20 protein-coding genes are annotated in these 19,895 nt (G+C 69.3%); 13 read left to right on the top strand and 7 right to left on the bottom strand.

Features of this window, described 5'->3' with window-relative positions:
- Position 1: 1 nt before the first annotated feature.
- Genes ASD37_RS18010 through ASD37_RS18000 form a run of 3 tightly spaced genes read left to right on the top strand, consistent with a single transcriptional unit; the run spans position 2 to position 4,560 of the window.
- Entirely contained in the window at positions 2–1,075 is a 1,074-nt protein-coding gene (locus ASD37_RS18010) for a dihydrodipicolinate reductase (protein WP_056554163.1), read from the top strand.
- A 1-nt stretch (position 1,076) separates the two neighbouring features.
- Positions 1,077–2,792, top strand: coding sequence for an Hsp70 family protein (locus ASD37_RS18005; protein ID WP_056554160.1), 1,716 nt, complete (start codon positions 1,077–1,079; stop codon positions 2,790–2,792).
- Between the two features lie 10 nt (positions 2,793–2,802).
- Complete coding sequence (locus ASD37_RS18000; RefSeq protein ID WP_056554157.1) at positions 2,803–4,560, top strand: acyl-CoA dehydrogenase family protein; 1,758 nt, start codon at positions 2,803–2,805, stop codon at positions 4,558–4,560.
- Positions 4,561–4,567: 7 nt separating this feature from the next.
- Here ASD37_RS18000 and ASD37_RS17995 read toward each other — a convergent pair whose 3' ends face one another.
- On the bottom strand, positions 4,568–5,647 hold the full coding sequence (locus ASD37_RS17995) for an SAM-dependent methyltransferase (protein ID WP_056555394.1): 1,080 nt from the start codon (positions 5,645–5,647) through the stop codon (positions 4,568–4,570).
- A gap of 49 nt (positions 5,648–5,696) precedes the next feature.
- On the opposite strand from ASD37_RS17995, the gene ASD37_RS17990 reads away from it, so the two are divergent.
- Entirely contained in the window at positions 5,697–6,425 is a 729-nt protein-coding gene (locus ASD37_RS17990) for an SHOCT domain-containing protein (RefSeq protein WP_056554155.1), read from the top strand.
- Here the strand turns inward: ASD37_RS17990 and ASD37_RS17985 are convergent.
- Entirely contained in the window at positions 6,422–6,862 is a 441-nt protein-coding gene (locus tag ASD37_RS17985; RefSeq protein ID WP_056554151.1) for a MarR family winged helix-turn-helix transcriptional regulator, read from the bottom strand. The genes ASD37_RS17990 and ASD37_RS17985 overlap by 4 nt on opposite strands.
- 46 nt (positions 6,863–6,908) lie before the next feature.
- On the opposite strand from ASD37_RS17985, the gene ASD37_RS17980 reads away from it, so the two are divergent.
- Complete coding sequence (locus tag ASD37_RS17980) at positions 6,909–7,427, top strand: phenolic acid decarboxylase (RefSeq protein WP_304438722.1); 519 nt, start codon at positions 6,909–6,911, stop codon at positions 7,425–7,427.
- Between the two features lie 4 nt (positions 7,428–7,431).
- A complete protein-coding gene (locus ASD37_RS17975) occupies positions 7,432–8,196 on the top strand; it encodes an alpha/beta fold hydrolase (protein ID WP_235568456.1) in 765 nt (254 codons plus the stop codon).
- On the opposite strand, the gene ASD37_RS17970 is transcribed toward ASD37_RS17975, so the two are convergent.
- Both ASD37_RS17970 and ASD37_RS17965 read right to left on the bottom strand, forming a co-directional pair.
- Positions 8,193–8,816, bottom strand: coding sequence for an MBL fold metallo-hydrolase (locus ASD37_RS17970; protein WP_056554145.1), 624 nt, complete (start codon positions 8,814–8,816; stop codon positions 8,193–8,195). The two genes, ASD37_RS17975 and ASD37_RS17970, sit on opposite strands and share 4 nt — an antisense overlap.
- Positions 8,816–9,901 (bottom strand): S-(hydroxymethyl)mycothiol dehydrogenase, encoded by a 1,086-nt coding sequence (locus ASD37_RS17965; protein ID WP_056554142.1) that lies wholly within the window; start codon positions 9,899–9,901, stop codon positions 8,816–8,818. Before ASD37_RS17965 ends, ASD37_RS17970 begins: the two co-directional genes overlap by 1 nt.
- A 41-nt stretch (positions 9,902–9,942) precedes the next feature.
- On the opposite strand from ASD37_RS17965, the gene ASD37_RS17960 reads away from it, so the two are divergent.
- From ASD37_RS17960 to ASD37_RS17945, 4 genes are all read left to right on the top strand, one after another.
- A complete protein-coding gene (locus tag ASD37_RS17960; protein ID WP_056555388.1) occupies positions 9,943–10,710 on the top strand; it encodes a dioxygenase in 768 nt (255 codons plus the stop codon).
- Positions 10,707–11,630, top strand: coding sequence for a homocysteine S-methyltransferase family protein (locus ASD37_RS17955; protein ID WP_235568455.1), 924 nt, complete (start codon positions 10,707–10,709; stop codon positions 11,628–11,630). Before ASD37_RS17960 ends, ASD37_RS17955 begins: the two co-directional genes overlap by 4 nt.
- Positions 11,631–11,641: 11 nt before the next feature.
- Positions 11,642–12,466: a serine hydrolase gene (locus ASD37_RS17950; protein WP_056554139.1), complete on the top strand. Its 825-nt coding sequence runs from the start codon at positions 11,642–11,644 to the stop codon at positions 12,464–12,466.
- Between the two features lie 110 nt (positions 12,467–12,576).
- Entirely contained in the window at positions 12,577–13,089 is a 513-nt protein-coding gene (locus ASD37_RS17945; RefSeq protein ID WP_056555382.1) for a DUF3145 domain-containing protein, read from the top strand.
- 90 nt (positions 13,090–13,179) lie between these two features.
- Here the strand turns inward: ASD37_RS17945 and ASD37_RS17940 are convergent, their stop codons facing one another.
- Positions 13,180–14,088, bottom strand: coding sequence for a diacylglycerol kinase (locus tag ASD37_RS17940; RefSeq protein ID WP_056554136.1), 909 nt, complete (start codon positions 14,086–14,088; stop codon positions 13,180–13,182).
- Positions 14,085–15,665 (bottom strand): FAD-binding oxidoreductase, encoded by a 1,581-nt coding sequence (locus ASD37_RS17935; RefSeq protein WP_082570279.1) that lies wholly within the window; start codon positions 15,663–15,665, stop codon positions 14,085–14,087. The genes ASD37_RS17940 and ASD37_RS17935 overlap by 4 nt, the downstream gene beginning before the upstream one ends.
- A 50-nt stretch (positions 15,666–15,715) precedes the next feature.
- On the opposite strand from ASD37_RS17935, the gene ASD37_RS17930 reads away from it, so the two are divergent.
- Genes ASD37_RS17930 through ASD37_RS17920 form a run of 3 tightly spaced genes read left to right on the top strand, consistent with a single transcriptional unit; the run spans position 15,716 to position 18,471 of the window.
- Positions 15,716–16,300 carry a TetR/AcrR family transcriptional regulator gene (locus tag ASD37_RS17930; RefSeq protein ID WP_156720982.1) on the top strand — a complete coding sequence of 195 codons (585 nt, stop codon included), beginning with the start codon at positions 15,716–15,718 and terminating at the stop codon, positions 16,298–16,300.
- On the top strand, positions 16,297–17,829 hold the full coding sequence (locus ASD37_RS17925) for a glycerol-3-phosphate dehydrogenase/oxidase (RefSeq protein ID WP_056554127.1): 1,533 nt from the start codon (positions 16,297–16,299) through the stop codon (positions 17,827–17,829). The genes ASD37_RS17930 and ASD37_RS17925 overlap by 4 nt, the downstream gene beginning before the upstream one ends.
- A gap of 30 nt (positions 17,830–17,859) precedes the next feature.
- Complete coding sequence (locus tag ASD37_RS17920) at positions 17,860–18,471, top strand: dihydrofolate reductase family protein (RefSeq protein ID WP_056554123.1); 612 nt, start codon at positions 17,860–17,862, stop codon at positions 18,469–18,471.
- Position 18,472: 1 nt separating this feature from the next.
- On the opposite strand, the gene ASD37_RS17915 is transcribed toward ASD37_RS17920, so the two are convergent.
- Positions 18,473–19,894 carry an acyl-CoA carboxylase subunit beta gene (locus tag ASD37_RS17915; protein WP_056554120.1) on the bottom strand — a complete coding sequence of 474 codons (1,422 nt, stop codon included), beginning with the start codon at positions 19,892–19,894 and terminating at the stop codon, positions 18,473–18,475.
- Position 19,895: the final 1 nt, after the last annotated feature.

The following is a 19,895-nucleotide window of genomic DNA, read 5'->3' as shown; positions in this document are numbered from 1 at the left end:
CATGAGCAAGCGAATCGTGGTGTGGGGCACCGGTTTCGTCGGCAGGATGGTGATCGCCGAGATCGTGAAGCACCCGTCGTTCGACCTCGTCGGCGTCGGTGTCAGCAATCCCGAGAAGGTGGGCCGCGACGTCGGCGAGATCTGCGGGCTCGGCGCCCCGATCGGCCTCACCGCCACCGACGACGTCGACGCGCTGATCGCGCTCAAGCCGGACGCGGTGGTGCACTACGGTCCGACGGCCGCGCACGCCGACGACAACATCGCGCTGATCACGCGGTTCCTCCGGGCCGGCGTCGACGTGTGTTCGACGTCGATGACGCCGTGGGTGTGGCCCAAGATGCACCTGAACCCTCCCAACTGGATCCAGCCGATCACCGATGCCTGCGAGGAGGGTCGGTCGTCGTGCTTCACCACCGGCATCGACCCGGGTTTCGCCAACGACCTCTTCCCGATGACGTTGATGGGGCTCTGCTCGGAGATTCGCACGGTGCGGGCGTCGGAGCTGCTGGACTACACCAACTACGAAGGTGACTACGAGTTCGAGATGGGCATCGGGCGGCCACCCGAGCACCGGCCGCTTCTCGAGACGCCGGACATCCTGGTCTTCGCTTGGGGCGCAACGGTTCCGATGATCGCCCACGCCGCGGGCATCCAACTCGACGAGATCACCACCACCTGGGACAAGTGGGTGACGCCCGACGAGCGCAAGACAGTCAAGGGCGTCATCGCACCGGGCAACGTCGCCGCCGTCCGCTTCACCATCAACGGAATCTTCAACGGCGAGACGCGAATTCAGCTCGAGCACGTCAACCGGATCGGACAGGACGCCGCCCCGGACTGGCCGTCGGGAAGCGACAACGACGTCTACCGGGTCGACATCGAAGGCACCCCGAGCATCTTCCAGGAGACGGCCTTCCGGTTCACTGACGGGTCCGGACGCGACGCCGCGGCGGCGGGCTGCCTCGCCACCGGCCTGCGCGCACTCAACGCGGTGCCCGCTGTCAACGACCTGCCCCCGGGCTGGGTGACCCCACTGGATCTGCCCCTGATTGCTGGACAAGGCACAATTCGATGACGTGGCAGACGGAATAGGGCTCTCGGTCGGTGCCACCGCTTTGCGGGCGGTGGCAATAGGCCGGTCCGCGGTGACCCGATCGCCGGTCCTGACGCGCTACCCCCACCGGCCCGCGGAAGTGGGCGTACCCAGCGAGAACCCCAACCTCACCGAGCGCGGACTGATCATCACCGACTTCGTCGACCGCGTCGGCGACCCGGTGCCCATCGTCGCGCCCGACGGCTCGTCGCACCGAGCCGAGAGCCTGCTCGCCGAGGCGCTGCGGTCACTGCTGGCCGCGCTGACCGGCGGCCGGCCGCCCACCGAACCGGTCGGGGTTACCCACCCGGCCCACTGGGGACCGGCTGCCGTCGAGGCCCTGCGCCGCGAGCTGGACGGGATGACGCTCGGCTCCGACGCCACCGCGGCACTCACCGCCCTTCGGGACGACCCTGGCGTGCCGAGCCGAGGCGTCGTCGCGCTCTGCGACGTCGGCGGAACCGGCACCAGCATCACCCTGGCCGACGCCGCCAACGGGTTCGCCCCGATCGGGCCCACCGTCCGACACCCCGACTTCTCCGGCGACCTCGTCGACCAGGCCCTGCTGACACGCATCGTCGGTGACCTCGCGGCGTCGGGATCGGTCGACCTGTCGTCGACCTCGGCGATCGGGAACCTCAACAGGCTGCGTGGTCAATGCCGCGCGGCCAAGGAGCGCCTGTCGACGTCGGCGAGCGCGTCGGTGACCGTGGACCTGCCCGGCCGGCAGTCCGAAATCAGGATCACCCGCGCCGAACTCGACGAAGCGGTCCGCGAACCCCTGGCCGGATTGTTGGACGCCGTGCAGGACACGTTGCAGCGCAGCGGGATTCGACCCGGCGACCTGGTCGCGGTGGCCACCGCCGGCGGCGGTGCGCTGATCCCCGCCCTCGTCACGTCGCTGTCGGAGCACCTCCGGGTTCCGGTCGTCACGTCGGCGCGGCCCGAGTTGGCCGCAGCGATCGGCGGCGGCCTCTCCGCGGCGCGCGGTCTGGTACCCGACGACGCGACCGCGATGGCGCCCGCCGCCGTCGCCCCGATCGCGCCGCTCCCGCCCGTCGACCAGAGCGCACCCGCGTCGTCGACGTTCCGGGCCTTGGCCTGGTCGGACGCCGAGCACATCCCCGAACCCGAGCCGGCGACCCAGGAACCCGACGTCGAATACGCCGACCCCCGGCCGCCGATCGCCTTCGTCGACGACGAGGACGACGCTGCCGAGCCTCCGCCGCCGTGGTACCGCACGCCCGCCGGGATTATCGCCGCCGCTGCGGCTGCGGTGCTGGTGGCCGTCGGTACCGCCGGCTACCTGCTGCTGCGAGACGACGAGTCGCCGGCGTCCACGCCGGCCACGACCACTCAAGCCCCACCGCCGTCGTCCGAGGTCAACCCACCGCCGGCGGAGCCACCGGCGGAGGTGCCGCCCGAGCAGCCCGCGCCGGAACAGACCGTCGTCCAGCAGGCGCCCCCACCACCGGTGACGGTGACGCGGGAGGCGCCGCCCCCGCCAGCCACCACCACCGAGGCGCCGCCTCCGACCACCGAGGCCCCGCCGCCGACCACCACCACCGAGGCGCCGCCGACGACCACCCAGCCACCGCAGACGTCGACCACGCAGCCCCCGGCCATCCCGACGCTGCCGTACCAGACCATCCCCGGTCTGCCCTTCGTTCCGTCACCGTTCCAACCGCAGCAGCCCTAGGCTCGGGGGCATGACTGCTGTATCTCCGCGCACCGACGGTTTGCTGTTCAACCCGCACCACTACGACGGATCCGAATTCGACGCCGAGACGCGCCGCCTGCTGCGCGCCACCATCGACTTCTTCGAGGGCCAGGGCAAGAAACGCATCCTCGACGACGACCTCCGGGCGCAATGGCCCGCCGACTTCGTCGAGTTCGTCAAGCGGGAGAAGGTCTTCGCCACCTTTCTGACGCCGTCGGAGTTCGCCGACGGCAATCCGGACAAGCGGTGGGACGGCGCCCGCAACGCCGCCCTTGCCGAGATCCTCGGCTTCTACGGGCTGACCTACTGGTACACCGAGCAGGTCACCATCCTCGGTCTAGGTCCGGTCTGGCAAAGCGAGAACAAGGACGCCAAGTTGCGGGCCGCCGACGACCTCGACGCGGGCGAGGTGATGGCGTTCGGGCTCTCCGAGCGCGAACACGGCGCCGACGTCTACAGCACCGACATGGTGCTGACCCCGGCCAGCGAGGAAGACGTCGCCGACGGCATCCTCTACCGGGCGTCGGGGGAGAAGTACTACATCGGCAACGGCAACGTCGCGAGCCTGGTGTCGGTCTTCGGCCGCCGAGGGGACGTCGAGGGCCAGGACGGCTACGTCTTCTTCGCCGCCGACAGCCGCCACGAGAACTACCACCTGGTCGACAACGTCGTGCACATGCAGATCTACGTCAGCACGTTCCGCCTCGAGAACTATCCGGTGCGCGCCGAGGACATCCTGCACACCGGGGTGGAGGCCTTCAGCGCAGCGCTCAACACCGTCAACGTCGGCAAGTTCAACCTGTGCTCGTCGTCGATCGGAATGTGCGAGCACGCCTTCTACGAGGCGATCACCCACGCGCAGAACAGGATTCTGTACGGCAACCCCGTCACCGACTTCGGCCACGTCCGGGCCAACTTCGTCGACGCCTACTCGCGGATGATCGCGATGAAGGCCTTCAGTCGGCGGGCGGTCGACTACTTCCGCAGCGCCAGCCTGGACGACCGCCGCTACCTGCTGTTCAACCCGATGACCAAGGCGAAGGTCACGATGGAGGGCGAGACCGTCGTGCGCTCACTCCACGACGTCGTCGCCGCCAAGGGCTACGAGAAGAACACCATGTTCCGCGAGGTAGCCCAACTCATCGGATGCCTGCCGCGGCTGGAGGGCACCGTGCACGTCAACGTGGGCCTGGTGCTGAAGTTCATGCCCAACTACATGCTCAATCCCCGTGTCTACCCAGAGATTCCGACGCGCAACGACGCGGCCGACGACACCTTCTTCTGGAAACAGGGTCCGACCCGCGGAGCGGGTGCCATCCAATTCGCCGACTGGACACCGGTATACGAGCAGCACCAGCACGTCCCCAACGTCGGCGTGTTCTACGAGCAGGCCAAGGCGTTCCGCGACATGTTGCTCACGGCCGCACCGGACGCCGCGCAGGCCAAGGATCTCGACTTCATGCTCAACGTCGGACACCTCTTCTCGTTGATCGTCTACGGGCAGCTGATCCTCGAGCAGGCGGCCCTCACCGGCCTCGACGACGACATCGTCGACCAGATCTTCGGCTTCCAGGTCGACGACTTCAACTCCTATGCCATTGCGCTACAAGGAAAGCCGACGTCAACCCAGGCGCAGCAGGACTGGGCATTGGGTGCCGTCCGCAAGCCGGTGCCCGACGCGGCGCGGTTCGGTCGCGTGTGGGAGCGGGTCAAGGCATACGACGGCGCCTACGAAATGACGCCCTGACCGACAGTTAGTGGTGCGCGCGCTGCTGCTTCTCGATGACGACCGCCGCCAGCGGAATGCGCACCTCGGCGGGGGCGGCGGTCAGCCGTTCGGCGACACCGGCGCTCAGCTGGTCGACGAAGCCGGGGCGGCGGTCGACGGGAAGGGCGGCGGCCAGGGTCGGAAACGCGATGATCCTGAGGAACGCCGCCCACCTCTGACCGAACTCCTTGGCCTTCTTGTCCGTTCGATACTGCGCCCAGAATCTGTCCTCGCCGCCGAACACCTCGAGATGCTGGACGGTAAGCTTCTCGAACGTGCCGGACGGTGCGAACGGTGAGAGAAAGTCACGGGTGCGCCGCGCGGTGAACGGGATCGACATCGCCCGCGACTCGTCGTCGGTGAGCACCTTCTGCTCGACCAGGTCGGCGAGCGTTTCGGACGTGGCGTCCAACAGGGGCCGGTAGCCGACGTCACCGTCCTCGTCGACCGCCATGGTCATGACCACCAACCGTCCGCCGGGGCTGAGCTCACGACCGCGGAACGCGACGAACTCGTGCCAGTCGCGGGCGGCCTGCCGCTCGTAGGCGGCGCGCACCTCCGTGTCGCGGCTGAGCGCCGCCAGCAGGTGGTCGGGGACCGGCATCGGCGGGCGTGACAACCACTGCACCGACCACGCAGACCAGGCCAGGTTCACACTGTTCGACGGCAGGATCTGGGAGTAGAACGAGCGACCGACCGCGGAGGCGAACGTCGACTCGTCCTTCTTCAGATAGGTGTCGGGATCGTCGCTCAGGGTGCGGAAGAGTTCGGTGAAGTCGTTGTCGGGGATGTCCGTGTGGGTCACCAGGATCGAGTGCTCGGGCCGGGTCCGCTTGCGTAGCGCGGCGATCGCCGCGCTGACGGGCAGAAGGGAATTGTGCCCCGTCGCCGCACCGTAGTCGGCGATCACGACGGGTCGCGGTGACCGCGGCAGGGGAACGCTCGCGGCGGCCTCGGTGAAAAGAGTTGTCGCCCGGTGCAACCCGGCCGCCTGCAGTCGTGAGGCGGCGGTATAGGAGGCACTGGTCATCGGCTCGGGCCGCACCACCGCACTCGATTCGGGCATACCGTGAACGGTAACGCCTCTGCCGCTCCGGCGTGACAGACTGCGTGCCATGAAGAGCTCGACCGCGCCGCGCATCCTCACCGTGGTCGCCGTGTTGACGATGGTCGCCGCCGGGATCGGGTTCGTCGTGACGCTGATCCTAAACGCCTTCGTATTCGACGAGTACGACGCATACGGCGAGGTTCCGATCCCCGGGTCGAGCAGCGTGCAGTTGCCCGCAGGTGAGGTCACGGTGACCTTTCACACGGTGCTCGTCGGGGCCAGCGGCAACGGGTTGCCCGTTCCTCCGCTGAACTATCGGATGACGGGGCCCGACGGAACCGACCTGCAGCTCGCCGAGGACTACGGCGGCATGACGACGGTGAACAACGACGCGCGCGTTCGCATCGGGTACCTCCACGTCCCGGCCGCGGGCGCCTACGACGTGAAGTTGGACGGCAACGTCAGCGCCTACCTCAACCCCTCGCTGGCCTTCGGCCACGGCAGCAACTACGGCCACCTACCGTGGATTCTGGCGGCGATCTTCGGCTTCGCCGTCGTCGACCTGATCGTCGTGCGGGTCTGGGCGGCCCGGACGAGGCGACGTGACGTGAACCCACCGCCGTGGGCTGCGGACGACGACGTGCCAACGCCGATTCGGGCGGTCCCCAGCTACGCGTCCTCCGAGGATGCCATTCGGGTGCGAACCCTGGAATCTCTTGCTCGGCTGCGGGATTCGGGCGCGCTGACGCCGGACGAGTACGACGCGGAGAAGAAGCGGGTGCTGGACGGCCGCTAGCGGCCGGATGCGGAGAGGATCGACCGTAGCTTCGCCAGAGCGGGAACCGCGGCCGCCACGGCCGCTCGTTCGTCGGGGTCGAGTTCGCTCATCGCCGCGGTCAGGATCGCTTCGCTCGCAGCGTCGTAACGGCGCAGGAGCTCCAACGCCGTCGCGGTCGCGGTGACGTGGACGCGGCGGGCGTCGTCGACGTCGCGGGTCAGTTCGATGAGGTGCGCCCGCTGCATCGTCTTCATCAGATTGCTGACCGTGGGGCGGGCCAGTCGGAGCTGCTCGGCGATTGCCGGCGGTCCCAGCCCCGGTGTGTCGGCGACGGTGCGCAGCACCTCGATGTGGGTCTCGGGGAGGTCGGGGAGATCCTCGGCCAACCGGGTCGCGCGGAGCACGGCGCGGCGCAGCGGACCGAGCGTGCGCGAGAGCGCAGCGGCATTCGACAATTATGTTCCTAACAAACATAGTTTGTTCTAAACTGAAATCGTGAGCATCGACGACACTACCGACAGTGACCGCGCCTCGGACGTGAACGGGCTGGTCGGACACCGTTTCATCTACACCTACGCCAACGGGTGGCAGTACGAGATGTACGTCAAGAACGCCACCACCATCGACTACCGGATCCACACCGGCCACGTCGGCGGCCGGTGGGTGCGCGATCAGGCGGTCGACCTCGTCACCCTCGCGCCGGAGGTCTACAAGATCTCCTGGACCGAGCCCACCGGAACGAGCGTCGTCGTCAACGTCATGCCTGCCCTGCGGCGACTGCACGGCACGATCTTCTTCCCCGAGTGGATTCGCCTCGACGGATCCAAGACCGTCCTGTTCCAGAACGAGCACCTCGACGAGATGCGGGCCTACCGCGACGCAGGCCCGACCTATCCGATCTACGTCGTCCCCGAGTTCGCCGACATCACCCTGTTCGAGTACGTGGGCGTCGACGACCAAACCATCGTCGCCGCGGCACCTGCCGACCTGCCACCGGGCTTCGCCGACCGGCGCAACTGACGCCGTGACGGAGAAGCCCCCGCTGCTTCTGCTGCACGGCGTGACGATGTCGGCCGCCGCCTGGGACGACGTCGTGCCCCTGCTCGCTGACCGGTTCGACCTCATCGTTCCCACCGCCGCCGGCCACCGCGGTGGGCCGAGACTTCATGGCCGGCCGACCATCGCAGCCCTCGTCGACGCCACCGAGGCGCTGCTCGACGAGCGCGAGTTGGCTACGGTGCACGTGGCAGGCAACTCCATGGGCGGGTGGATCGCTGTCGAACTAGCCCGTCGCGGTCGGGCCCGATCGGTGTGCGCGTTCTCTCCGGCGGGCTTCTGGACCGCAGGCGCGCACGACGAAACCCACGCCACCGACACGCTTCGTCGCACCCGAAAGCTGGCCGCGGCAACGAGATTCGTCGCTCCTGCCGCACTGGGGGTGCCGCTGGTTCGCCGGTTGGCGATGCGCGACGTGGCCGAACGTGCCGATCGCCTCACCCGTCGCCAGGCCGTCGAGTCGACGCGCGACCTACTCGGGTGCGACGCCGCCGACGACCTGCTTGGCACCACCGAACAGGTCGAACCGTTGGGTCGCACGTGCCCGGTCACCATCGCCTGGGCCGACGGTGACCGCATCTTCCCGCCCGAGGTCAACGGCGTGACCGCGCGGCAGCGAATCCCGCACGCGCACTTCGTCATGCTCCGCGGCGTCGGCCACGTCCCGATGATCGACGATCCCGCACTGTGTGCGCGGACCGTCGTCGACGCGACCGAGCGCGACGCCGACTAACTGCCGTTCTTGACCCACTCGTCGTAGTTGACGAGCTCGTCGCCGATCACCGTGGTGTCACCGTGACCGGTGTAGACCACGGTGTCGGCCGGCAGCGTGCCGAGGCGCTCGGAGATCGACGCCAGGATGGTCGGGAAGTCCGAGTAGGACCGGCCCGTCGCACCGGGGCCACCGCTGAAGAGGGTGTCGCCGCTGAACACCGCACCGAGGTCGGGGGCGTACCAGCAGACCGAACCGGGCGAGTGGCCCGGGGTGTGCAGCGCCCGCAGCTCGACGTCGCCGGCCCGCAGCACCAGGCCGTCCTCGACGCCGCGAAAGTCCTCGTCGGGGTGCGTCATTCGCCACAACACGTCGTCGGCCGGATGCAGCAGGACCGGTGCGTCGAGGGCCTTGGCGAGTTCCGGGGCGACGGTCACGTGGTCGTTGTGACCGTGGGTGCAGACGACGGCGACCACGTTGCGGCCCGCGACGGCCTCGACGATGGGCTCGGCGCTGTGGGCGGCGTCGAAGACGATCACCTCCTTATCGTCGCCGACGATCCAGATGTTGTTGTCGACGTCCCAGCTGCCGCCGTCAAGCTCGAAGGTGCCGCTGGTGACCAGTCGTTGGATGGCGCCCACTAGAGGATCACCACCGAGCGCAGAACCTCACCGGCGTGCATCTTGTGGAAGGCGTCTTCGATCCCGTCCAGGCCGATGCGCTCGGAGACGAACTTCTCCAACGGCAAACGGCCCTGGCGGTAGAGGCTGATCAGGGTGGGAAAGTCACGCTCGGGCAGGCAGTCGCCGTACCAGGAGGACTTCAACGAGCCGCCGCGGGAGAAGAAGTCGACCAGCGGCATCTCCAGCGTCATGTCGGGCGTCGGAACGCCGACCAGGACCACGGTGCCCGCCAGGTCGCGGGCGTAGAACGCCTGCTTCCAGGTCTCCGGGCGACCCACCGCGTCGATGACGACGTCGGCGCCGTTGCCGCCGGTGAGGTCCTGGATGGTCTCCACGACGTCGAATTCGCGGGCGTTGATCGTGTGGGTGGCGCCAAAGTCGCGCGCCCAGTTCAGTTTCTGCTCGTCCATGTCGACGGCGATGATCATCTTCGCCCCCACCAGGGCGGCCCCGGCGATCGCGGCATCGCCGACGCCGCCGCAGCCGATGACCGCGACGGTGTCGTCACGCTGGACGTTCGCGGTGTTGATCGCCGCGCCGATGCCGGCCATCACGCCGCAGCCGATCAGTCCTGCGACGGCGGGGTCGGCCTCGGGGTCGACCTTGGTGCACTGTCCTTCGTGGACGAGGGTCTTGTCGGCGAATGCGCCGATACCCAGGGCGGGGGTGAGTTCGGTGCCGTCGGTGAGGGTCATCTTCTGGGCGGCGTTGTGGGTGTTGAAGCAATACTGGGGGCGACCGCGCTTGCAGGCGCGGCACTGCCCACACACCGCGCGCCAGTTGAGGACGACGAAGTCGCCGACCTCGACGTTGGTCACGCCCTCGCCGATCGACTCCACGGTGCCGGCGGCCTCGTGGCCGAGCAGGAACGGGTACTCGTCGTTGATGCCGCCTTCGCGGTAGGTCAGGTCGGTGTGGCAGACCCCGCACGCGATGACGTCGACGACGACTTCGCCGGGACCGGGGTCCGGGATCACGATGTCGACCAACTCGACAGGCTGCTTCTTGGACCGGGAAATGACACCACGCACCGTCTGACTCATGGCCTACAACCTAGCCGCCGAGGTGCGATCCTTGGTCGGTGATCCCCGCTCTCTTTTTGTCCCACGGCGCACCGCCGCTCGTCGACGACGACAGGTGGGTGTCACAGCTGGTCGGGTGGTCCGCGGAGCTGCCTCGACCCGAGGCGATCCTGGTGGTGTCCGCCCACTGGGAGGCCGCCCCGCTGACCATCGGCTCCACCACCACCGAAACCCCACTGACGTACGACTTCTGGGGCTTCCCGCAGCGCTACTACGACGTCACCTATGACGCGCCGGGTGCGCCAGAATTGGCCCGGCGCGTCGAGGCGATGATGCCCGACGGCGAGACCGTCGCCCACGACCCGAACCGCAGGCTCGACCACGGCGCCTACGTGCCGCTCACGGTGATGTACCCGGACGCCGACATCCCGGTGCTGCAGATGTCGATGCCGACGCTGGACCCGCGGCGGCTGTTGGAACTCGGCGCGCGGCTGCGGCCCCTTCGCGAGGAAGGCGTCCTGATCGTTGGGTCGGGGTTCACCACGCACGGCCTGCCGTACCTCACCGACCCGACCCCGAACGCTGCGGCGCCGACGTGGTCGCAGGAGTTCGACGCCTGGGCCGCCGAGCAGTTCGCCGCGGGTGACCTCGACGCGCTGCTCGACTTCCGCGCCAAGGCGCCGGGGATGCCGTACGCGCATCCGACCGTCGAGCACTTCGCGCCGCTGTTCGTCGCGCTCGGGGCGTCGGCGGATCCCGAACAGATCCCGACCCAGGTCGTCGACGGCTTCTGGATGGGTCTGGCGAAGAGGTCGGTCCAACTGTCGTGACCGCGCGTCAACTGCTGCCACAACTCGCCGGTGACCAGATGTTCGTCACCGACGGGGGTCTCGAGACCGACCTGCTGTCGCACTACGGCGTCGACCTGCCGTACTTCGCGGCGTTCCCCCTTCTCGAGCACGCCGACACCCGCGAGGTGCTCCGCCGCTACTACGCGAGCTACCTCGACATCGCGCGTTCGCACCGAACCGGTTTCGTCGTCGAGTCGGCCACGTGGCGTGCCAACCCCGATTGGGCTGCCCGGCTTGGCATTTCACCCGACCGGCTCGACCAGCTCAACCGGCGGGCGATCGAACTCGCCGAAGAGGTGCGCGCCGCGGCGGCCGCCGACGGGATCACCGCGGTGATCAGCGGCTGCGTCGGGCCCCGCGAGGAGGCGATGACCGCCGCCGAGGCGCAGGACTACCACGCGCCGCAGATCGCGTCCTTCGCCGCGACCACCGCGGACCTGGTCACCGCGGTCACCATCAACGACGCCGCGGAGGCCGTCGGCATCGTCAGGGCCGCCGCGGCCGTCGACGTCCCCGCCGCCGTCTCGTTCACGGTGGAGACCGACGGACGGCTGGCCACGGGACAGTCGCTGCGGGAGGCCGTCGAGCAGGTCGACGCCGACACCGGAGCCAGCGCGGCCTACTTCATGGTCAACTGCGCCCACCCGACCCATCTGGCGACGACGTTCGACGACGGTGACTGGCTGCGCCGGGTGGTCGGTCTGCGGCTGAACGCCTCCACGCGGAGCCATGCCGAGCTGGAGGAAGCCGAGGATCTCGACGAGGGCGATCCCGAGGACTTCGGCGCGGGACTCGCGGCGCTGCGCGAGCGGCTGCCCGCGGCCACGGTGTTCGGCGGGTGCTGTGGCACGGACACCAGACACGTGGCGGCGATCTGGCGTCGCCTGGCCCCGCACTAGGCTCCCTCGACATGTCAGCTCTGGACGTCCTCGGCGAATGGCCGGTCACCAACGCCGCTGCCGCGGTGGTCGGGCCGCACGGTGTGCTCGCGTCCCACGGAGACGTCGCCCGCAGGTTCCCCCTGGCGTCGGTGACGAAGTTGCTCGTCGCCCGCGCGGCGCAGGTGGCGGTGGAGGAGGGCGCCGTCGACCTCGACACCCCGGCGGGCCCGCCCGGCTCGACCGTGCGGCATTTGCTCGCCCACACCTCCGGCCTCTCGATGCGCTCGCCCGACGTCATCGCCGAGCCCGGCACGCGCCGGATCTACTCGAACGCGGGGTTCGCCGTGCTGGCGGCGGCGTTGGAGCAGGCCACCGAGATTCCCTTCGACCGCTACCTCGCCGAAGCCGTCTTCGAGCCGCTCGACATGGGCGCGTCGGCGCTGGTGGGTGGCGCGGAGGCCGCCGGGTTCGGGGGAGAGGCGTCGGTCGCCGATCTCGCGCTGTTCGCCGTCGAGCTGCTGCGCCCGACGCTGGTCTCGGAGCAGATGCACGCCGACGCCGTCGCGGTGCAGTTTCCCGGTCTCGCGGGGGTGTTGCCCGGTTACGGCAGCCAGCGGCCGAACGACTGGGGGCTCGGTTTCGAGATCCGCGACGGCAAGTCCCCGCACTGGACCGGTTCGCTGAACAGCGCCGCGACCTTTGGGCACTTCGGCCAGTCGGGCACCTTCATCTGGGTCGATCCGGTCGCCGACCTGGCGCTGGTCGCACTCACCGACCGCGATTTCGGCGAGTGGGCGCACCCGCTGTGGCCGGCACTCTCTGATGGAGTGCTGAGAGAATTCGGGACACACTAGCGCAACACCCGCCTCACAGGGCACAATAGACACGCACGAAACAACTGCATCTTTTTGGCGCTCAGCAGGTCGTCGGGGAAGACGTCCCTATTGAGCCGAAGGAGCAGATGATGCGTGCGTCGAACCAGTTCGCCGACACGGCCACCGGTGTGGTGTACGTCCACGCCTCGCCCGCGGCGGTATGTCCACACGTGGAGTGGGCTCTTTCGTCGACCCTGTCGGCAAGGGCGAACCTCAAGTGGACACCGCAGCCCGCGATGCCTGGACAGCTCCGTGCCGTCACCAACTGGGTAGGTCCCGTGGGTACGGGAGCTGCCCTGGCCAACGCGCTGCGGTCATGGTCGGTGCTTCGTTTCGAAGTCACCGAGGACCCCAGTGAGGGAGTCGACGGCCACCGCTGGTGCCACACTCCGCAGCTTGGGCTGTGGAACGGCGTGATGAGTGCCAACGGTGACGTCATGGTCGGCGAGATGCGACTGCGCGGGCTGATGGCCTCCGGCGCCGACGCCATGGCCGCCGAGATGGACACCGTGCTCGGTACCGCATGGGACGAGGCGCTCGAAGAGTTCCGCGGCGGCGGCGACACGGGCGAAGTCACCTGGCTCAACCGCGGGGTCGGCTAGCCGCTCGCGTCGGCACGTCCGGCACGAGGCATAACTGGTGGCGGCCGCTGACGGCGTGTCGTCGCCATGGCTTATGTCTCGCGGGAAGGCTCACCCCGCTGGCCGCAGGATTCGTAGCGCGCCGGGCACCGCGGTCACCTCGACCGGTAACGGGCAGACGAACTCGCCGTCGGCGTAGGCGTTGATACCCGGGGAGTCGACGGTGATCACCTTTGCCCTGGCCGTCCGCACCTGGTCGAGGTCCACGTGCGTGCCCTTGAACACCGTGGGAAACAAGCGGATCAGCTTGGCGCGCGACGCGGACTGCACCATCGTCACGTCGAGCTGGCCGTCGGAGTGGTCGGCGTCCGGGCAGATCAGCATGCCGCCGCCGTAGCTTCGGGTGTTGCCGAACGCCGCCAGCGTCAGGTCCGTCACCACCTCTTCGCCGTCGAAGGTCAACCGGAACGGCAGCAGGCGCAACTTCGAGATCTCGGCGACCATCGCGAGGTTGTAGCGCATCCGGCCGTGCGGCCACGTCATCCGGTTGGTCCGATCGGTCACCAGCGAGTCGAAGCCGGCCGCCATCACGGTGCCGAACCAGCGGACGGTCCCTTCGGCGCCCGTGATCCGGCCGAGGTCGACCGTCTCGGCCACCCCGTCGACGACGACGTCCGCCGCCGCCTCGGGCTTCTTGGTGGGGATACCGAATTCGCGGGCATGGTCGTTGCCGGTGCCTGCCGGGATGATGCCGAGCGGAATGTCGTTCTGCGCCAGCGTCTGCAGCGCCAGCGAGACGATGCCGTCACCGCCCACCACGACGAGGGCGTCCATCCCGCGTTCCAGCGCTCCCTCGACCAGGCGACGCGCATGGTCGGCGTCGGTGCCCGCGATGGCGACCACGTCGACCCCGCGGCGGTGGAACTGGGCGATCGCCCGCTCCGCCACGTGGGTGGCGCCGCCGTGCCCGGACGCTGGATTGGTCAGCACGGTGATGCGGCCGAGCGGCGCCTGGCTCACGGGATCAGCTTGCCGGGGTTGAGGATTCCGGCGGGGTCGAGCACCGCCTTCACGGCGCGCAGCACCTCGACACCGAGGTCGCCGATCTCGTCGCGCATCCACGGCCGGTGGTCGGCGCCGACGGCGTGGTGATGGGTGATGGTCCCGCCGGAGTCGACGATGGCCGCCGACGCGGCGGTCTTCGCCGTGCGCCACTGCTCGATCGGGTTGCCGCGCTGCCCAGCCACGACGGTGAAGTACAGCGAGGCTCCGGTCGGATACACGTGGGAAATGTGGCACAGCACCAGCGCCGGGGTGCCGGTTTCGGCGAGCGACGTCGTCAGGGCCTCGGTGACGGCGGACTTCAAGGTGGACAGGTTCGACCAGTTCGTCGCCGTCTCCAGCGTCTCGCACAGCGCCCCGGCCGCCAGCAGCGAGTCGCGGAGGTACGGCGCGCCGAACCGGCCGTGCTCCCACGCCTTCGCGGGCTCCTCGCCGAGGCTGGTGCCGCCGTGCGCCGCGACTACCGCCCTGGTCTCGGCGTGTCTGCTCTCGGTGTGGGCGGCCGTGCCCTCGAACGCGGTGATCGCCAAACATCCACCGGTGACCGTCTTTTCGCCGATGCTTTCGGTAGTGGCGAGGTTGACGCCGGTCTCGGCTTCGTCGGACAACCGGATGACGGTGGGGCCGGTGCCGTTCTGTACGACCGCTCGCAATGCGGCTGCGCCGGTGCCGAAGTCGGGGAACGACCACGCCTCGTATCGGGTGGTCTCTGGGACGGGGTGCACCCTGACCCGAACTCTGGTGATGACGCCAAACACGCCCTCGGAGCCGACCATCAGCTGACGCAGGTCCGGTCCGGCGGCGGACGCCGGCGCGCGGCCCAGGTCCAGTACGCCCGCGGGGGTCACCACGCGCAGACCGCGGACCATGTCGTCGAAGCGTCCGTATCCCGCCGAGTCCTGTCCCGAAGACCGTGTCGCCGCGAAGCCGCCGATGGTGGCGAACTGGAAGCTCTGCGGGTAGTGGCCGAGTGAGAAGCCTTGGGCGCCAAGCAGTTCTTCGGCGTCGGGTCCGGTGACCCCGGCGCCGAGCTCGGCCTCACCGGACACCTCGTCGATGCCGTGCAACGCGTCGAGGCGGCGCAGGTCGAGTGACACCACGGCCTTGAAGTCACCCCGGGCGGGATCGAGGCCGCCGACGACGCTGGTGCCGCCCCCGAAGGGGACGACGGCGATGCTGCTCTTGGCGCAGTGCCGAAGGATCTCCGCGATCTCGTCCTCGTCGGCAGGCAGCAGCACCGCGTCCGGCGCGTCCTGGACTCCGGTGCCGTTGCGGCGCAACAGGTCCAGGGTTGACTTGCCGCCGGCGCGCAACAGCCTGGCGTAGTCGTCGGTGACGCAGTGCGCCTCGCCGACGACGGCTGAGAGCGCCTTGCGGTCGGCGTCCGAGAGTGCCGACGGGCGCACGTGCACCTGGTCGGCCGCTGGCTCGGGGGCGGGTTCGGTCGTGACCCCGAGGGCCTGGACGAGAAGTGTGCGGATGCCGTCGGAGAGGGGTTTGGCCGCCGCCGGGTCGCCCCAGGCGTTCCACTTCATCGGGGGCGTTGACTGGTCGTGCGATCGGGTCATGCGTTACAGTATTACAGATCATGTCAATCAGTAACGAAGAGCGGTCGGCGACGGTCGAGGAGCGCATCCTCGCCGCGGCCGCCGACTGCGTGCTGGCCTTCGGTGTCGACCGCGTGACGCTCGCCGAGATCGCCCGCCGCGCAGCGATCAGCAGGCCGACGGTCTACCGCCGCCATCCCGACACCCGGTCGATCCTCGCCGCCCTGCTCACCGCGCGGATCACCCACGCCCTCGACGCCGTGCCCAGCGCGGGCGTCGGACGCGAACCGCTCGTCGACCGCGTCGTCGGCGTCGCCCAGCTGGTGCGCCGCGACGACGTCGTCATGTCGGTCCTTCGGCAGGACCCCAACCTCGCGATGTCCTATCTCTCCGAACGGCTCGGCACCAGTCAGCAGATGCTGCTCGACACCGTTGCCGGCGAGATCAAGTCCGCGCAGGACGAGGGCAGCGTGCGGCCCGGCGACGTCCGACAACTGGCCGTGATGTGCCTGCTGATCACGCAGTCGACGATTCTGGCGGCGCAGATGGTCGAGGCCATCCTGCCCGCCGACGACCTGGTCACCCAGCTGACCCACGCCCTGAACGGATACCTCGCGCCATGACCAGTCCAGCCCTCAACGCCGCCCGGCGCACCGCCGACCTGAGCGCGCTCGGTGACACCGCCCGGGTCGACGTCGTCGTGATCGGCGGCGGCATCACTGGAACCGGGATCGCGCTGGACGCGGCCTCCCGCGGGCTGTCGGTGGTCCTGGTCGAAAAGCACGACCTGGCCTTCGGGACCAGTCGGTGGAGTTCGAAACTGGTGCACGGCGGCCTGCGCTACCTCGCGACCGGCAACGTGGGCATCGCGCGCCGTAGCGCCGCCGAACGCGGAATCCTGATGACGCGCAACGCTCCTCACCTCGTCACGGCGATGCCCCAGCTGGTGCCGCTGCTGCCGTCGATGAGCGGCGCCTCCCGGGCGCTGGTCAGATTCGGCTTCGCTGCGGGCGACGGGCTGCGCAAGCTGGCGGGCACGCCCGCGTCGACCCTGCCGAGGTCTCGGCGAGTGGACGCGGCGCGGGCCGTCGACCTGGTGCCGACGGTGCGCCGAGACGGCCTCGACGGCGCCTTCCTGGCCTACGACGGCCAGCTGGTCGACGACGCCCGACTGGTCGTCGCGGTCGCCCGCACCGCCGCCCAGCACGGCGCGCGCATCCTTACCCGCGTCGCCGCGTCGGACGCCACCGGCACGTCGGTGCGCCTGACCGACCAGCTGACCGGCGAGACCGTCGACGTGACCGCCCGTGCGGTGGTCAACGCCACCGGCGTGTGGGCCGGCGACGTCGACCCGTCGATCAGGCTGCGCCCCAGCCGCGGCACGCACCTGGTGTTCGACGCCGCGGCGTTCGGCAATCCGACTGCGGCACTGACGGTTCCGATCCGCGGCGAGACCAACCGGTTCGTCTTCGCCATGCCTGAACAGCTCGGGAGGGTGTACCTCGGTCTGACCGACGAGGACGCGCCGGGGCCCGTCCCCGACGTGCCCGAACCCACGGCCGCCGAGGTGTCGTTCCTTCTCGACACCGTGAACACCGCACTCGACGTCGCGCTGACGACCGACGACGTGGTCGGCGCATACGCGGGGCTGAGACCTTTGATCGACACCGGCGCGGGCCGCACGGCCGACGTGTCCCGCGAGCACGCGGTGGTGGAGTCGGCCAACGGGGTGCTCAGCGTGATCGGCGGCAAGCTCACCGAATACCGCTACATGGCCCAGGACGTGTTGGACCGCGCGGTGGCGTTGCGCGGACTGCCCGCCGGCCCGTGCCGCACCGGCAATCTGCCGTTGGTCGGTGCGCCCGCCAACCCGGTGTCGACGCTGCGGACGTCGCTCGAGCTGCCGTCGTCCCTCGTCGCGCGGTACGGCGCCGAGGCGCCCAACGTCGTCGCCCAAGCCACCTGCGACCGGCCCGGTGCGGCGGTGGCCGACGGAATCGACGTCATCCGAGCCGAATTCGAGTACGCGATCACCCACGAGGGTGCGCTGTCGGTCGACGACGTCCTCGACCGCCGCACCCGCATCGGGCTGGTGGCTGCGGACCGAGCGAAGGCCGTCGTCGCCGCCGAGGAGTTCCTCGCCGCGCGATGAGTTTCGCCGCCGCGGCGTGTCTCAACGACCATGAGACGACTGATCACGAACACGTTCCTGACCCTCGACGGCGTCATGCAGGCTCCCGGCGGTCCCGAGGAGGACGCCGACGGGGGATTCGACCTGGGTGGGTGGTCGGTGAACTTCTGGGACGAGCACATGAACCAGACCATGGGAGAGGCCATGGGGGTGCCGTTCGACCTGGTGTTGGGCCGACGTACCTACGACATCTTCGCCGCGCACTGGCCACGCGCCGGTGACGACGACGGCGCCAAACCCCTCAACGAGGCCACCAAGTACGTCGCCTCACGACAGCGGCCCGCCTTGGAATGGCAGAACTCGGTGCTGCTCGACGACGACGTGCCCGCGGCGATCACTGCGCTGAAAGAGACCGACGGACCCGAATTGCAGGTGCACGGCAGCGCCGACCTGCTTCAGACGTTGATGCGCCACGACCTGATCGATGAATACCGGCTGTGGATCTTCCCGGTGCTCGTCGGCACCGGCAAGCGACTGTTCGCCGACGGCGTCGTGCCCGCAAGGCTCGAGCTGGTGACGAGCTCGGTCTCGACGACCGGTGTGGTGATCGGCACCTACCGTCCGGCAGGTGCCGTCACCATCGGTTCGTTTGCGCTGGAATGACTTACAGCGGGATGTTCTTGTGGCGACCGCGACGTGCGGGGGCCTCGGCCAGCGCCTGGGTGAGCAAGCTGCGGGTGTGCGGCGGGTCGATCTTCGCGTCGACGACACCGATCTCGATGGCGCTGTCCACGCCACCCGCGATCCGCTCGTGCTCGGCCGCCAGCTGCTCGTGCAGGGCCTCGCGGTCCTCGGGGGCGGCGGCGGCGAGCGTGCGCTTGTGCAGGATGCCGACGGCGGGCTTGGCGCCCATCACGGCGACCTCGGCGTTGGGCCACGCGAAGACCTTCGTCGCACCCAGCGAACGCGAGTTCATCGCGATGTAGGCGCCGCCGTAGATCTTTCGCGTCACCAGCGTGACGCGAGGAACGGTGGCCTCACCGAACGCGTGCAGCAGCTTCGCGCCGCGGCGGACGACGCCACCCCACTCCTGGTCGACGCCGGGCAGGTAGCCGGGCACGTCGACGATGACGACGATCGGGATGCCGAACGCGTCGCACAGGCGAACGAATCGGGCTGCCTTCTCGGCACTTTCGGAGTTCAGGCAGCCGCCGAGACGCAGCGGGTTGTTGGCGAGCACGCCGACGCTGCGGCCGGCCAGCCGACCGAGGCCGACCACCATCGACGGCGCCCACTTGGACTGGAACTCGTCGAACGGCGCGTCCTCGTCGAGCAGCGCGGAGATGAGCGGGTGCACGTCGTAGGCGCGACGGGCCGAATCCGGCAGCAGCGCGCGCAGGTCGGAGTCGCCCGCCTCGGCCTTGGTGCGGTCGAAATGCCCCTGCTGGCAGAACAATCCGATCAACCGGCGGCCACGCTCGTAGGAGTCGGCCTCGTCGTCGGCGACGATGTGGCAGACGCCCGACTTCTTGTGGTGGGTGTCCGGTCCACCGAGGGACGCCATGTCGACGTCCTCACCGGTGACGCTGCGCACGATGTCGGGTCCGGTGACGAAGACGCGGCCCTCGGGCGCCATGATGACGACGTCGGTGAGCGCAGGCCCGTAAGCCGCTCCGCCGGCGGCGAATCCGACGACGATGGAGATCTGGGGGATGTAACCCGACGCCCGGATCATGGCCTCGAAGACGAGGCCGACGGCGTGCAGGGCCTTGACGCCCTCGGCCAGTCGCGCGCCACCGGAGTGCCAGATGCCGATGATCGGGCTCTGCTCCTCGATGGCGGCGTCGTAGGCGTTGACGATGTGGGCGCAGCCCTCGACGCCCATGGCGCCACCCATCACGGTGCCGTCGGTGCAGAAGGCGATGGTGCGCACGCCGTTGACCGTGCCGGACGCCGCGAGCACGCCCGAGCGGTCACGCTCGTGGAGCAGTTCCACGGTGCCGTCGTCGAAGAACGTACGCAGGCGTAGCAGGGGGTCACGCGGGTCGAGGGACTCGTCTACCGTCTCGGGCGCCATCGTCGTCATC

This window comes from Mycobacterium sp. Root135 (genome assembly GCF_001426545.1).
GTDB lineage: Bacteria > Actinomycetota > Actinomycetes > Mycobacteriales > Mycobacteriaceae > Mycobacterium.
This window is presented reverse-complemented; position numbering and strand designations above follow the sequence as displayed.